Annotated in this window: 15 protein-coding genes; 2 read left to right on the top strand and 13 right to left on the bottom strand. The window is 38.1% G+C overall.

The features are described from left to right. Positions 1–160 precede the first annotated feature (160 nt). The 10 genes from DWA31_RS07890 to DWA31_RS07845 all read right to left on the bottom strand — a co-directional run bounded on the left by DWA31_RS07890 (position 161) and on the right by DWA31_RS07845 (position 8,129). Positions 161–1,846 carry a Na(+)/H(+) antiporter subunit D gene (locus DWA31_RS07890; RefSeq protein WP_245942550.1) on the bottom strand — a complete coding sequence of 562 codons (1,686 nt, stop codon included), beginning with the start codon at positions 1,844–1,846 and terminating at the stop codon, positions 161–163. Continuing rightward, a complete protein-coding gene (locus tag DWA31_RS07885; protein WP_136037985.1) occupies positions 1,839–2,090 on the bottom strand; it encodes a hypothetical protein in 252 nt (83 codons plus the stop codon). The genes DWA31_RS07890 and DWA31_RS07885 overlap by 8 nt, the downstream gene beginning before the upstream one ends. 225 nt (positions 2,091–2,315) lie before the next feature. Continuing rightward, positions 2,316–3,830, bottom strand: a complete 1,515-nt coding sequence (locus tag DWA31_RS07880; protein ID WP_114326054.1) for a monovalent cation/H+ antiporter subunit D family protein — start codon at positions 3,828–3,830, stop codon at positions 2,316–2,318. Next, positions 3,827–5,305: a monovalent cation/H+ antiporter subunit D family protein gene (locus tag DWA31_RS07875; RefSeq protein ID WP_114326053.1), complete on the bottom strand. Its 1,479-nt coding sequence runs from the start codon at positions 5,303–5,305 to the stop codon at positions 3,827–3,829. The genes DWA31_RS07880 and DWA31_RS07875 overlap by 4 nt, the downstream gene beginning before the upstream one ends. Continuing rightward, positions 5,302–5,694, bottom strand: coding sequence for a cation:proton antiporter subunit C (locus tag DWA31_RS07870; protein WP_210725568.1), 393 nt, complete (start codon positions 5,692–5,694; stop codon positions 5,302–5,304). The genes DWA31_RS07875 and DWA31_RS07870 overlap by 4 nt, the downstream gene beginning before the upstream one ends. Further along, positions 5,694–6,662 carry a Na(+)/H(+) antiporter subunit B gene (locus tag DWA31_RS07865; protein WP_245942548.1) on the bottom strand — a complete coding sequence of 323 codons (969 nt, stop codon included), beginning with the start codon at positions 6,660–6,662 and terminating at the stop codon, positions 5,694–5,696. The genes DWA31_RS07870 and DWA31_RS07865 overlap by 1 nt, the downstream gene beginning before the upstream one ends. A 59-nt stretch (positions 6,663–6,721) precedes the next feature. Then, on the bottom strand, positions 6,722–7,051 hold the full coding sequence (gene mnhG, locus DWA31_RS07860) for a monovalent cation/H(+) antiporter subunit G (protein ID WP_114326050.1): 330 nt from the start codon (positions 7,049–7,051) through the stop codon (positions 6,722–6,724). Beyond that, complete coding sequence (locus DWA31_RS07855) at positions 7,052–7,345, bottom strand: MrpF/PhaF family protein (protein WP_114326049.1); 294 nt, start codon at positions 7,343–7,345, stop codon at positions 7,052–7,054. Further along, positions 7,345–7,818: a Na+/H+ antiporter subunit E gene (locus DWA31_RS07850; RefSeq protein ID WP_114326048.1), complete on the bottom strand. Its 474-nt coding sequence runs from the start codon at positions 7,816–7,818 to the stop codon at positions 7,345–7,347. The genes DWA31_RS07855 and DWA31_RS07850 overlap by 1 nt, the downstream gene beginning before the upstream one ends. Continuing rightward, complete coding sequence (locus DWA31_RS07845; RefSeq protein ID WP_114326047.1) at positions 7,815–8,129, bottom strand: hypothetical protein; 315 nt, start codon at positions 8,127–8,129, stop codon at positions 7,815–7,817. The genes DWA31_RS07850 and DWA31_RS07845 overlap by 4 nt, the downstream gene beginning before the upstream one ends. A 225-nt stretch (positions 8,130–8,354) precedes the next feature. On the opposite strand from DWA31_RS07845, the gene nhaR reads away from it, so the two are divergent. Together nhaR and DWA31_RS07835 are read left to right on the top strand one after the other, a co-directional pair. Further along, positions 8,355–9,248 carry a transcriptional activator NhaR gene (nhaR, locus tag DWA31_RS07840; protein ID WP_114326046.1) on the top strand — a complete coding sequence of 298 codons (894 nt, stop codon included), beginning with the start codon at positions 8,355–8,357 and terminating at the stop codon, positions 9,246–9,248. A gap of 146 nt (positions 9,249–9,394) precedes the next feature. Continuing rightward, positions 9,395–10,633 carry a tyrosine-type recombinase/integrase gene (locus tag DWA31_RS07835; protein ID WP_114326045.1) on the top strand — a complete coding sequence of 413 codons (1,239 nt, stop codon included), beginning with the start codon at positions 9,395–9,397 and terminating at the stop codon, positions 10,631–10,633. Positions 10,634–10,661: 28 nt separating this feature from the next. Here DWA31_RS07835 and DWA31_RS07830 read toward each other — a convergent pair whose 3' ends face one another. Genes DWA31_RS07830 through DWA31_RS07820 form a run of 3 tightly spaced genes read right to left on the bottom strand, consistent with a single transcriptional unit; the run spans position 10,662 to position 14,777 of the window. Beyond that, positions 10,662–11,738: a lipocalin-like domain-containing protein gene (locus DWA31_RS07830; protein WP_114326044.1), complete on the bottom strand. Its 1,077-nt coding sequence runs from the start codon at positions 11,736–11,738 to the stop codon at positions 10,662–10,664. After that, positions 11,738–14,140: an FtsX-like permease family protein gene (locus DWA31_RS07825; protein ID WP_114326043.1), complete on the bottom strand. Its 2,403-nt coding sequence runs from the start codon at positions 14,138–14,140 to the stop codon at positions 11,738–11,740. Before DWA31_RS07825 ends, DWA31_RS07830 begins: the two co-directional genes overlap by 1 nt. Continuing rightward, positions 14,124–14,777, bottom strand: coding sequence for an ABC transporter ATP-binding protein (locus DWA31_RS07820; protein WP_114326042.1), 654 nt, complete (start codon positions 14,775–14,777; stop codon positions 14,124–14,126). The genes DWA31_RS07825 and DWA31_RS07820 overlap by 17 nt, the downstream gene beginning before the upstream one ends. Between the last annotated feature and the right edge of the window lie 302 nt (positions 14,778–15,079).

The following is a 15,079-nucleotide window of genomic DNA, read 5'->3' as shown; positions in this document are numbered from 1 at the left end:
CCACATTCAACAAATCTTCTTATGCCATAATGTACATAAGCCAGTTGTTCAGGCTTATGTTGAATAAACCCTTTGGCTGCGGTTGCCGCTTAAGATAAAATTGCACTAACCTGATCGCCTTCTAAAGGGCCGCCAAGAATAACCTTGAGTTAATCCAGTATCATTTAAAAAAGCTAAGAAATAAATAGATGGCTAACACCACGGCAACCCACATCGCCATGCTGCCTGAAGGGTGATTTCGTGAAAGTAAACCACTAAGTCGATTGTTTTTCTTTGAAATAAAGCGAAAACCGCTACTCAGCTTATCAAGGCATGCTAATCGTATTACTTTGTCAATTCGCCATATAATGGAAAAAATATTTTTAAAAGCTGAAGGGAAAAGGCGTCGATAAAACCAATCGGCATCTAGGGTGATGGTTAGTGTTCGTTTCATTAACGGTAGCATCAAGAAAAAAGCAAAGCCCGAGAATAATAATAGCTGCAACATGTGTAACACGTGCGTTACGGTATAAGGTTCATAGTTAACCGGGTAAGGTAACATCGAGTATAGCAATTCTGGCCAAACGCCTAAGCCGATGCAAATCCCCGCAAATAAGAGCATTGCTAGTCTCATACTCCAAGGAGGGTCTGATGGACGCAAGCCCGAATCTTTTTGAAAAAAAACAAACCAAGGGAATTTAATGCCTGCATGAAGAAATACACCAGCCGATGCAGCCATCAGTAGGAACCAGATGGTAGTTAAGCCCCCATCTGCAGCAGCTTGACTGATCATCGACTTGCTAATGAATCCTGAGGTCAATGGAAACGATGAGATCGAAAGTGCACCAATAATCGCGCAAATGGTGGTGAGTGGCATACTCTGGAATAGTCCACCTAGATCGGTGCACTTGCGCTTACCTGTCATATAAATAACGGCTCCCGCCGACATCAATAACAATCCCTTATAGATGATGTGTGTGAAGGCATGTGCGGCAACACCGTTCAACGCCATTTCGGTGCCAATTCCTATTCCCGTCACCATGAAACCCACTTGATTTACAATACTGTAAGCGAGGATTCGACGAATATCGTTCTCTAACAGCGCGTAGATAATCCCGTAAAAAATCATGAACACTCCGATAAATACAAGGATTTCAACGCCCGGAAATCCACGTAGTAAAACATACACCGCCGCTTTGGTGGTAAAAGCTGAAAGAAATACGGCGCCACTGAAAGAAGCTTCTGGATATGCATCTGACAACCATGCTGAAAGTGGTGGCGCAGCTGCATTGATAAGGAAACCAATGAGAATAAGGATAGAGCCGAAAGAGTTAAGTTCCATTGCCGTGAAAGCGGTAGAGCCGGAGTCTATAATATGCGCCAATATTCCTACTAATAATAAAGTACCGCCGAATACATGAACGAGAAAATAACGCATTGATACCTGATATGAAATATTACTGCCCACCGAGAGCAGTACTAAAGTTGATGCCACAGCCATCATTTCCCAGAAAATAAATAAGCTTATCAGATCTCCAGCTAAAACAACGCCAATAGCACTGCCAGCGTAGACAAATACCGCAACTAGCTCTAACACTTGCTTTTGTTTAAGTGCGTAAAGGCTTCCACCAAATGTCATTATCGAAAAAACGGTGGCGAATAAACGGCTTAGTGAGTCACTGTGAACAAAGGTTAGTTGATAGTCGAAAAGTAGGAAGGTAGAGAATGAACCATTGGGTAAATTCCATACTAAAAAAAGTGTGATCAACGGAAGGCCGAGTGTGAGAATAGCTCTGAACTTTTTTGCTATTATCGGTAAGAGAAAAGCGCCAAGAACTAAGACAAGGCCCGGTGGAAAGTCACTCATTGTCATAATAGGTATCCTTACGCTTTAAAAAAACACCAAGTGCCTTAGCGAAAACTACCATACCAGCACAAACTACAAGCCCGAACCATGAATAGAAGCCAAAAGTACCATCTATCTGGAAATAAGGGTGAGCGTGAACAAAAAAATCGGCGATAACTAACAAAAACAAAATAGCAATACCGCCTCGCCAAAGTAAGCGCACCGTCTTTGCCCTAACGAGCCAATGTTTCTCTTGTTCATTCACAGTATTTCTCCAGTCTGCTTTTCTAATAGCAAGCAAAGTACGTTTCCACTTGAGGAAATACACCAGGCTGATGATAGTGGCAAAATCATAAACGTTGATATTTTATAATGGCAAAAGGTTAGGCATAACGTCATAAAACCTTGAGCGGAAAAAACTATGTAAGAACTAGCTATATAATATAAAACTCTTTTGAGGTTCTTCAGCGGATAAAGATGTGTCGTTTTGTTATTTTCCATAAGTCACCCTCTCTGTGTCCAGAATAGCCGTAGCCAATTCGTAAAGTGGGTTTGGGTAAATAAATAGAATCAAACAAGCTAGGGCTGCAATGCCTATCGCAATTAATGATGCTAGTGGTGCTTCTTTTATTTGAATATTGGTAGTGGCATTCTCAGCCCCTTGATTATTTTTAGCTGAAATGTTTGGAAAAAAAGCGAGAAAAGGAATTGGCAGCAAATAGGCAATATTGAGTAGAGAACTAAGTATTAGCACCATCATTAATGTCCACTGTTCGGCTTCTAGAGTGCCCATTAACAAAAACCATTTACTCCATGTACCTGCTGTGGGAGGTAAGCCAATAATACAAAGGCTGGCAATAAAAAATGCCATCATCGTGAATGGCATTTGACGACCCAGTCCACGCATTTCACTTATATTAGATTTATGTGCGGCAACCAAAATGGCACCGGCACAGAAAAATAAGGTAATTTTGCCAAAAGCATGGGTGGCAATATGCATAGAGCTACCAATCACACCTGAGGAAGTCGCTAAAAGCGCGCCTATAGTGATGTAACCTAATTGGCTGATGGTTGAATAGGCAAGTCTTGCTTTTAAATTATCTTGTCGCATAGCAACGAGTGAGGCCAGTAACACCGAGGCACCAGCCAAATAGAGTAAAAATTGTGTTGTTGGTAAAATGGCTAATAAATCTAAGCCAAAAATAAATACACAGACTTTTAAAATAGTGAAAACCCCGGCCTTTACCACAGCAACAGCGTGCAATAATGCACTTACAGGTGTTGGAGCAACCATCGCGGCAGGCAACCACCGATGAAAAGGCATTATCGCCGCCTTACCAATGCCGAAAATAAACAGTACAAGTAAAGCCCCTGCGATGGTTTTATCAATATTAGCGCTAAATATACCACCTTGCTTGAAGTCTAAAGTACCAGTGATGAACCAAGTGCTGGCTATGGCCAATAGGAAAAATGCAATTGAAGTACTTAATAAAATGCCTAAATAAACTCTTCCGCCTTGTTTGGCTTTGTCAGTACCTGCATGCGTAACTAAAGGGTAGGTTGAAAGGGTCAATACTTCATAAAATACAAATAATGTAAATAGATTGTCAGAAAATGCAATGCCCATTACTGCACAAATAGCTAAAGCAAAAAAACTATAAAAACGGGTTTGGTTTTCTTCTTGATGACTACGCATATAGCCAATAGCGTAAATTGTGGTGATAAGCCATAGGAAACTAGCGATTAAAGCGAATATCATGCCTAGCGGTTCAATAGAAAAACTAATGCTCAAATTGGGCATGATTTCCCACCAAAAAACATTGACAGTTTTACCAGAGAGTAGGCTCTGATATAAATTTATGACAATATACAGCAATACAATACTTGCTGTAATTGTAATTCCTTCACGAATATTTGGATTTTTACGGGCAAAAATAATACCGAGTATCGCTAATAATGGTATCGCAATGGTTAGTTGTAGCATCACTTCTAAAGAAAAAATCATGGTGATACCCCAAATAAACCCTGAGCGGCAGATTGTGCAACCTGAACGCTAAGTCGGGTATCGAGACCAAAATAGATATTAGCTATAATTAGTGTCCATATAGGGATAAGAAATAACATCGGGGCTTCTTTTACTGGCATACTTCCAGCTAAAGGCTCTTTAAAATAAGCCGCTTCTACAATACGCCACACGTAAACGACAGCGAGTAATGATCCTAACAGAATAAGTATGGCAACAAGCCACCAACCTTTTTCAATTAAGGCGATCAATAAATACCATTTACTCACAAAACCTACGGTAAGAGGTACGCCAATTAAGCTTAACCCGCCTATTGTAACAGCGGCCATAGTCAGTGGCATTTGACGACCTAAACCATGAAAACTACTTAGTTGAATAGTACCTAGTCGATAGACCACAGCACCCAGCGCTAAAAAAATGGCACTTTTCATGAGTGCATGGTTAAACAAATGGAGTAAAGTTGCTGTTAAGCCCATAACTGTACTGGTACTTATTCCAACAATAATATAGCCAACCTGCGCTATGCTAGAATAAGCAAAAATATGTTTTACATTTTTTTGATAAATAGCTGCGCTTGAAGCAACAAATATTCCCGCCAAACCTAATGTTAGAAACAAGCCTTGTAAAGGTAATGTGGTAAAAGAAAAAGAAAGTCCAAATACGGTAAACGTAAAGCGAATAAGCAAATAAATAGCGACTTTTGTTGCCGTTGCAGCAAAGAAAACGGTGACAATAGATGGCGCATACGCATATGCATTAGGTAGCCATAAATGAAGAGGAAACAAAGCTAATTTTAAACAGACGCCAACAATAACAAAAACAAAGGCGGTAAATACGGTTCGTGTTTGTGCCACTTGAGGTAAGCGTTGGGAAAGGTCTTCCATATTCAGTGTACCGGTCATTTGATACATCAGACCAATGCCAATTAATATAAAAGTAGCGCCAATAGTTCCCATGATCAGGTATTGATAAGAAGCCCAAAGCGCTCGTCTGTCATTGCCTAGGGCAATTAATGCATATGCCGATAGTGAGGATATTTCAAGAAAAACAAACACATTAAATGCATCTCCTGTAGACACAATACCTAGCATACCGGTTAAGGATAATAAATATAATATATAGAAAAGTGTGTGCTTCTCTTTGGGAATTTCTTTTTCAATGCTCGTTTGGGCTGCAATTAAAACCACAGTACTGATTGCTGTAATAATCAATAGCAAAAACGCATTTAGCTTATCAATTCTATATTCGATACCCCAAGGAGCTTCCCATCCCCCTAATTCATAACTAATCACGCCAGAAGTCATCACTTGTTGCAACAATAATATACTAATCAAAAAAGCTAAACTGCTAGCTAAGAGTGCAAATAACCAAACTAACTGTGCACGTCTTAATAGCAAGCATAAAGGTGCTGCCATTAGTGGTACAATTACCTGTAAAACTGGCAGATGTGAGATCACGCTTGATCACCTTCTAGTACTTTTTTTGGAGACTCTGTTTGGGTTTGATTATCTAAATGCTGAATATCTTCTTCTTCAACGCTGCCATAAGCCTCTTTAATGCGAACTACTAGCGCAAGACCCAAAGCGGTGGTTGCAATGCCAACAACAATCGCGGTGAGGATTAACACATGCGGGAGTGGATTAGAAAATTGTTTTATACTTTCAGCCAATATAGGTGCTGACCCTCCTTCAACTTTCGCCATACTAATATAGAAAATATATACCGAGGTTTGAAATATAGAGAGTCCTACTAATTTTTTAATTAAATTACCATGGGCAATAACAATGTAAAGTCCGATCATCATAAGTACAACAACAACCCAGTCATTAAAAAGTCCTATTATCATTACAATGACTCCAGATCGCTACTGTGAACTTTTTTATTGTGTTGTTGCATCTCTCTACGGCCTGCGAAATTAAAAAATATAATGATCATCACAGACGCAACAGTACAACCTACGCCCAACTCAATTATCAAAATTCCTATATGTTGGCCAACAATGGGGTCATTCGTTAAGACGTTATAATCAAAAAAATTCCCACCGTTTAGTAAAGAAACTAGGCCAACACAGCCATACAATAATACACCAACAGCAGCTATGAACTGGATAAAAGATTGATTAATGACTTTACGTGCAGTATTTAAACCAAACAACATGGTGTACAAAATAATTGCTGCTGCAAAAATAACGCCTGCCTGAAAGCCTCCGCCGGGACCAAAGTCTCCATGAAATTGTACATATAGTGCAAACAATAGAATAAAGGGTAACAATATTTTGGTGACAATACGGATAACAAGATACCGTTCATGCATAGAATCATTAATCGCTGTTATTTTGTCACTGTCTTCTGGGCGACGTACAACAGATAACAGTGCTAGCACCCCAATACCAGCGGTAAAAATAACAACAACTTCACCAAAAGTATCAAATGCACGGTAGCTTGCAAGAACAGATGTGACGATATTTGGAATGCCAATTTCTTGCATTGAGTCATTAATATAACGAGGTGAAACATGGTTGTGAATAGGTGCATCGGCTAAACCAAAATATGGCATGTCAAACGTACCATAGATCAACACACCACCAGTAAATACAACAACTAATAGTGCTAACATGGGTTTATGTCGAGTTGTCTTTTCACTGCGTCCAGTCATAGTAATGACTACCAACATCAATAAAGTTGAGATACCAGCGCCGACTGCAGCTTCAGTAAAAGCAACGTCTACTGCGTCCATTGCGACAAAAAAGCTTGCCGATAATAAGCTGTATATACCCAGTAGCATTACTACAGAGAAGAGATCTTTCATCCTTATAATCGCAAAAGCAGCGACTAATAGTAACGTTAATAAAACAATATCAATTAATAATTCGATTAGTTTGTCTCCTTAACATTGTCCTTTTGTTTTAATTCTGGCATCAGGCCGTTATACATTGCAGATTTTGCCAAAACATGACTGGTTGTAGGGCCAATCAATAAAGTAAGTAACAAAATCATAACTAACTTTGAAAACGTTAAAAAATCAGGACTGTAAAACATCAAGCCGATCAAAATCATCCCTGCGCCCAATGTATCGGTGACACCAACGGCATGCATTCGGGTATAAAAATCAGGAAAACGTAAAATTCCAATACCACCAGAGATACAAAGAAAGCTGCCAATGATTAAACACACAGCTCCGCTAATATTTGTAATCATGTCCATTTAAGACTCCTTATCCAAAGATTCTTTATCGGCAGATGAATGTTTAAATTTATTAGTATCTGAGTAGCGTAAAACGCCTATCACACTGATAAAGTTAATGAGTGCATAAACAATTGCAATATCCAAAAACTCAGGTCTGCCCATGACAAAACCTAACAATGAAATCAGTAACACTGTTTTAGTACCAAACATATTAACCGCCAAAATACGATCATAAAGTGTAGGACCAACAATGCCTCGTACAATAGCTAAGATCATGGCAATAAAAATGGCGAACGTGGCGGCAATGAGCATTAGCGTTCCAGCAAACTTACTCGACGATCCATTTCACCGGCGAGTAATGTTTCAATATCTTTTTGAAGTAGTGCATGCACTACAACTTCATCATCAATGAGATCTATTGTTACAGTACCAGGGGTTAAATTGATGGAGTTTGCATATATTACCTTTCCCATATCAGTTTTTTGGCTGACTCTAATTCTTCTTAACGTTGGAGATATGCTTTTATTTCCTAGCCAAATATGTTTTATCACGATGATATTGGAATGTATTACTTCTTTGATAAGCCATAAAAGGTAGCTAAAAATATTTTGCGTTAAATGAATCGGCTGTGATTCATGATCAACCACATCCATTCGATGAACAATTGCAATCACCAAACAAATAGAAGCGAGGCCAAGCAGTAAAATGAGTAGGGTATTGTGACCTGAATTAAGCAGCCAAAAAGTAGCTAAAGTAAAAAACAGGCTGATGGTATGTGTTTTCATATCCGATTATCTCCTCCTGTTGAAATTTTACGAAAAATAATATGAGTTGCTTTTTGAATGGTACGATCGATAGCGTTATTGATATCTACTTGAGTTTCTTCAACTGAGATGTCAGATAATCGTTTAAGTGTAATAGTTAATGAGCAATGGTTTGCATGGTGTCCTGTAACACTAACAACACTTGATAGTATAAAAGTGATAGAAGATATATGAGATTTAACTTTTGACAATGCAAGCAGTAGTCTACGCTGAATATCAGCATCTAATGTATGGTCGTAATCAACTAAAGAGTTCTGAACATCAATCTTCATCTATTGCCTCATTTACCGCTAATTTCAATACTGCACGTTGTTTCAAAAATTTATATAATTGTCCAACAATGTATTTTATACCCATGTTACTTCAATATGTTGGATTCAGCTGGAGTTGAAGTATCATGGGTATATAGGGCACTCCTTAGGTATAGTTCAGTTGTTGTTGTAGGTAAATTCGAATATTATTGATATTATCATCGTAAAAACTTGGTGAAATAATATATGAGTCCACTTAATTATAACCATCTATTTTATTTTTATGTCGTTGCAACTGAAGGTAGTATTAGTAAGGCTAGTACAAGATTAAATCTAACGCCACAAACGATAAGTGGACAAATCACCAGTTTTGAAGCTCAAGTTGGTGTTAATTTATTTGATCGAAAAGGAAAAAAATTATTTCCTTCTGAAGTAGGGCAATTAATCTATAGCTATGCTGAAGAAATTTTTCAACTAGGTGATGAAGTAAAACATATATTAAAAAGACAGCAGCCTGTGTTATGGCATACATTTACGGTAGGGATAGTAGACGTAATACCTAAAGTATTGGCTTATCAACTACTTTCACCTGTGTTAAAAATGAAAGATAGAGTGCGATTAATTTGTGTGGAAGGTGACCAGGATAGTTTAGTAGCAGACTTAGCTATTAATAAGTTAGATTGTATATTGACAGACCAACCGCTTCAGTTAGGAAATCATGTGAAAGCATACAATTATCTACTTGTTGAATGTGGCTTTACTTTTTTTGCGGCAGAAACACTTTTGCAAAATTTACCCAATGACTTGCTTCAATCTTTATCAGAGTTACCTTGGTTAATGCAAAGTAAAAAGTCAGCAGTAAGAACACGCTTATCATCATGGTTAGAAAAGCATAATATATCGCCAAACATTGTTGCGGAGTTTGATGACAGTGCATTAATGAAGTCCTTTGGACAAGCGGGTTTTGGTGTTTTTAGCAGTCCGACCCTAATTGACGAATACGTTACTGATAAATACGATGTTAAAATTGTTGGGCGTACCGACGAAATTAAAGAGCATTACTATATTATCTCTCCAGAGCGTAGATTAAAGCATCCCGCCATTGTTGAAATTGTTACCGCAGCAAACAAACAGTTTTAAGCTTAAAATAAAAACTCATATACCATTTTTACTTAATCACTATTATTAACATTAATTTAGTAAAGATCTATTTGATACCCCTAGTATTGGACATAGAAGGGAGGGGAAAGTATAGTCGACTTAAAAATATCTTTAATAATTTACATATGCCCATAAAAACTCCCGTACCACTTTACCCAATATATGTAGAGCTATGTAAATTAGAGCTTGATGATTATCCAAAACTTAATGATTTTATAACAACTAGTTCTGCATGGTCTTTAACACATTGGCAATGGGGAAAATCTTTTCTTGAATACACCGGACGAAACAAATCTGTTCATACTTATGATAGGTTCCGTAACGAGATTGAGAAATTTTTACTGTGGTCATTTAACGAAAAAAAACAGCCCATTGATGAACTCAGAAAAGCTGACATTCTAGAATACGCTGATTTTTGTTGGAAACCTCCGGTAAGTTGGATTGGCACCAGTAGCCAAGAAAGATTCAAGCTTAAAAACAGCTATTTCAATTCAAATGAATTATGGCGTCCCTTCAAAATACAAGCGGCTAAAAGCCAAGTATCTAAAGAGGTTAATAAGAAAAAATATCGTCCTTCACAACAGACATTAACCTCTACATTTACTGCCATTATTGTGTTTTATAACTACTTGATGGGTGAAGAACTTTGCTATGGAAATCCTGCACAAATAGCCAAAAAAGATTGCAAGCATTTTATTAGTGATGCACAAGTTAAAGAAGTGAAAAGGTTGTCTAGCTCTCAATGGCAATATTTATTAGATACAGCAGTATCTATGGCGAATGAAGATCAATTATATGAGCGAAACCTTTTTGTTATTGCCTCGTTAAAAACCTTGTTTTTACGAATATCAGAACTTTCAGAACGTGATAATTGGTCACCAATTATGGGACATTTTTGGCAAGATGAAGATCAAAATTGGTGGTTAAAAATATTTGGAAAAGGCAGAAAACTTCGTGATACAACGGTGCCACCGGATTTTATGCCGTTTTTAAAACGATATCGATTATCTCGTGGACTTTCTGGACTTCCTGCAAGTAGTGAGAATAATGTACTTGTTGAAAAAGTTCGAGGTCAAGGAGGAATGACCTCAAGACATCTTAGGCGTTTAGTACAAGTTGTCTTTGACCAAGCATATACCCGCATGAAACAACTTGAAGGTGAAAATAAATCGAGGAAACTTAAAGAAGCTACCACGCATTGGCTTCGACATACTGGAGCAAGTATGGAAATTGAGCGAGGTCGGTCTTTAAAGGATCTTTCTGAAGACTTAGGTCATGCGAGCATGGCAACCACAGATACTATATATGTTCAGTCTGAAAACAAAATGAGAGCGGAGAGTGGTAGAAAAAGAAAAGTTGATTAACGCTACCTGAATCGACTAGATAGGTTGATTAATATCCGGTTATTTCGGCATAGCCTTTACCATTAAAGCCTCCTGTTGCTTTAACTCGGCCTTCCCAATAGGGAATAGTTAATTGATTGCGCGAATCTTTGGTGATACTTTGGATAAAAATGGCAGGGGTATTAGGTAACTCAACCTGCCACTTGCTGGGATAATCGCGATTATCTAATATTACCGTTTCAACGACAGACAGCTTAATACTTTCTTTTGAAATCTCAGTTGCTTCACCATTAGACGCTATGTGCGTACCACTGCAATAATCATAACTGTGTCCATTACCTCTAATGCAAAATAGCATTAGCCCTTTTTTTGTCGATTGCGAGTCAACTAGACTGAACCAGTCCCAACCAAGTTGATTCTTGTCAAGTAAACTGGCGGACCATTCTCTGTCATACCACGCATTACCTGTCACTTTATACGTACTTCCGGCAAAAGTTAGACTGCCTTTTACTTTTAAAAATGGATAACTAAAATAATAAGACGCATGGCCACTTTGGTTTTTTTGACTGTAACCATTTACGCCATGTAATGTTATTGGGCTGTCGCTTAATGATAACGCTATTTGGTAGTTTTCATGTGCTGCCGTTAGGCTCAGTGGTAAAAAGTCATCATTGATACTGCTCAATTGCCAATCATCAATAACGGCATTAAACGGCGAGCTAGTCACCTTGGCTTGGCCTGCTCGTGAAAAACGTTCAAACGCAACATGTGCTTGTTTATGTTGCATAGCAAAGTGGGCGAAATAAAGGTTGTTATCCCACCATTTTGATTCAATTTCACTCGGCATTAATGTACGAAACAGTGTCCATTGAACACCGAAGGTTTCGCCAGTGTCACTTTGTAAATTAGCCGTTAAATACCACCATTCAATGCCTTGTTCAGCGTGAATACCATGATCTTTTGGGAAGACTAATGTAGAGCCCCTTGTTACAGGCTTACCGATGGCCATTTGCAACGCAGACGGTTTCGATTTTTGCTCCGTAGGCTGACAAGCACCCAGTACAAAAGCAAAGGACACAAAAACAAGCCCGGTGAGTAATAACCTTTTCACTATTCGCTTTTTCATCACGTGATCTCTAAGTTGGTTAATTTACGAATAGGCAAGTAGGCACACAAAACAGATACTCCAACTAGCGTTAAGCACAATAGTAGTAAACTGGACAAATCTAAACTAAAGTGAATGGTCCAGCCAAACGCAATCGGCATTACAAAAGTTAATAACGAAAAGCCAAGGGCAAAGCCAAGCGGAACAGCAAATAATGCAGTAAATAACACTATACCTCCGGTTTGTAGTAACTTCATGATTAATAATTGCTGCTGTGTTACCCCTAAGTTACGTAATACGGTTAATTGTTTTAATTGATTAACACTTAAACTTAAAAGGCTGGTACACAGACTTAACAATGCAATGGCGAGAATAAAGCCATTAAGCGCTTTGGTCACTACAAAGGTATCGTCAAATAAGGCATTGGCTAATTGTTTAAAGCGTTTGTTTGGCAAAATCTTTGTGCTGTCTTGTTTGAACTCGTTAATTAAACGCTCGCTAAATTGTGCAACTGTGGTACTACTTTTTAGGCGAATTGAATAACCCACATATTCCGTGTTTAGCTCTGCTGCTTTTTGTCGTTTTTCCAATGTGAGTAATGAGACACTTGGGTTACCATAATCATAAAAAAAACCCGTTATACGGCAGTTAAAACGCATTAAGTTTTGCTCAAATACAGCCACATGTCCTAAAGAAAAACCAAATTTAATTTTGCTTTGCTCATTAGCCAAACACCCTTTATCAGTGAAGTTTTCATCACTAATGGGTAAACCTGATGTAAGCGAAATATGCTGATAATGTTTAAAGCTTTCACCAAAGCTTGAAAGCTTTGCAGGAACATTGTTTACTTTGCCTTCGCTTTTCATATATATGCTTATTAGCTTAATTTCAGGCAAGTTACTGAGTGTTTGCCTTAAATTTTGATCGAGCTTATCTGAGCGTAAATAAATATCTGCACTCAGTTGTTTTTCAAGATGTGCATTTAAGGTAGTACTAAAACTATTCACCATAATTTGCATGCCTACGGCACTACCAAGGGCAACTAAAATAGCAATAATGGCAATATGTAAGTCTTTTAAGTGAAATCGCGTATCGGCATGTAGCCACTGGGTTAACGGATTAGTCATGGTAAAAGGAAATGCAACCAAACCCGATAGTGCTTTAGGCACTAGCAAAATAAACAATATCAAAATAGTAAAACACAACAGTAAAGCTTTGTATTCGTTAGTTGCGTAATTGAGTAACCAAATTAACCCCGCTGAGGTACTTACCAATAAACTGTAAAACATCAATGGACCTTTATTGGCAACCTGCTTGGCTTGAGTTAACAATATTACCGCTAACGCAGAGATATTAAGTGCAAAACCCAATAAAACATTTGACCATTGCCAATGGATAACAAGCGTTTTATCAAGTTGATACAAGCCCACCAATGTGCGATTTACATCAAGCACTAGCCCATTAGCAATGAAGTACCCGCCTAATGAGCCTAAAAGCGCGGTACAAATGCTCACAATAACAAGTTCAACAGTAAGACTAAGTTGAATATTTAGCTTGGTGCAGCCCAACAACTGCATTTGCTTCAACAATTTTTTTCGTGCAGTTAAGGTGAGTTTTATGGCGTTAAAACTCAAAAATGCCGCAACAATATAGCCAAGCATGGCAAGTGCGGTAAGATTAAAAAAGAACGCTTGTGACAGCACATCAAACGATTGTTGCTGCGCATCAACTAGCTGTGCTTGCCCCGCAATCAACTGTTTAATTTGCGCTAATTGCTGCTCAGTAACATGCGACAGCTCAATAAAGCTTAATTGACCTTTAGCCTCTAATAAATAATCAGCATGGGCAATATCGGTAATTGCCCATAGCCCAATACCATCAGCCAAACTAATGTCTGGTTGATATTGTCCATTTTGCAGAACAAATTGTGCTTGGCTACTCGCTGCGGTGTAAATTCGGTCAGCAAATTGCGAGTCTACTAACAAGGTAGAAAGAGAAAAGCGAGAGGGCGCTTTATTGACATTTTTGTTACTTAGTTTGTATTGCGTGTTTAACCATAACAAGGTATCTACACCTTGAATTGCCAGCGTTTTGTCTTCACTTGTTTTTAATTTACCGCGTAAAACAGGTTGGGCATTTATAAAACCCTGTTGCCGTAAATTTATCCATACATCACCATCAATAGTCTGTTTTCCCATGAGTGGTTTAATTAAATGGGTGACGGGATTATTGATTAATGCTGAGGAATGTTGATAACGAATTTTTGCTTCTTGATTAAGCCCAGAAATTGCAGTTAATAGGGCACTACCTAAACTAAACCCTAAAATAAACAATGCCATTAACCAAGGATGTCTTCGATAAAACGATATATGGGTGGTTAAAATTAGTTTAATTTCATTCGCCGAATTAGTCAAAATGGCCATCTCTAAGCACTTTGACTTGATCAAAGTAATCAGTTAATTGATGACTATGAGTCACCATTACTAAGTTGATTTTTCGCTCTCTGCATAACTCGGTAAGTAGTTTGACAACTTGGTGCGAGCGCTTTTGATCTAAGTTACCTGTAGGTTCATCTGCAAAAATAATCTGAGGTTTATTCAGTAAGGCTCTGGCAATACCGACCCTTTGTTGTTCACCACCAGAAAGTTGATGAGGTAGGGCATTGAGCTTATTTTGTAGCCCTAACTCCTTAACTAGATGGTCAAACTCACTAGCCGTTTGATTTGGAAAGTTTAGTTTGTGCTGAAATAAAATATTTTGCTTTACGGTTAAGCAATCTAGCAATTGATAATGCTGAAATATTAGCCCTATTTTACGGCGGTAAAGTGCAAGTTCTTGTTCATTTAGTGTAGAGAGCTCTTGGTTATTAACACTGACTGAACCGCTATCTGCTTTAAGTAGGCCCGCTAGAATGTGCAAAAAGGTGGTTTTACCTGAGCCACTATCACCTAGCAATGCAAGGTGTTGTGCTGCGGGTACAGACAAATCAAGATGATTTAAAATGTTTTGCTTGTTATCGCCATCATTACGGATAAAACACAAATCTTTGACTTCAATCATGGTAACTCCTTGTTAGTCTATGGTATTTTAGCGTAACAAATATTGTAAAACCATCAGAAAATACAGCGTTTAAAATATTCCAAATAAAACAGGTAACTTTTAAATACATCTTGGGGTTAAGCGTTCGACGACTAAGCCTGAGCAATGAGGAGAATAAAGCGAAAACCTCGAATAGTTAAATTTAAATTCTATAACTAATTGTCATTCGAAGTTAAGCAGTAGATCCTTAGATCGTATTTTACAGGGGATGTAGAAGAGGTTCACAAAGATCTTTTTTGATACTTCCCAAACTAACAAATAGA

Origin of the sequence: Candidatus Colwellia aromaticivorans, assembly GCF_003333305.1 — a bacterium.
Taxonomy (GTDB): Bacteria; Pseudomonadota; Gammaproteobacteria; order Enterobacterales; family Alteromonadaceae; genus Colwellia; species Colwellia aromaticivorans.
This window is presented reverse-complemented; position numbering and strand designations above follow the sequence as displayed.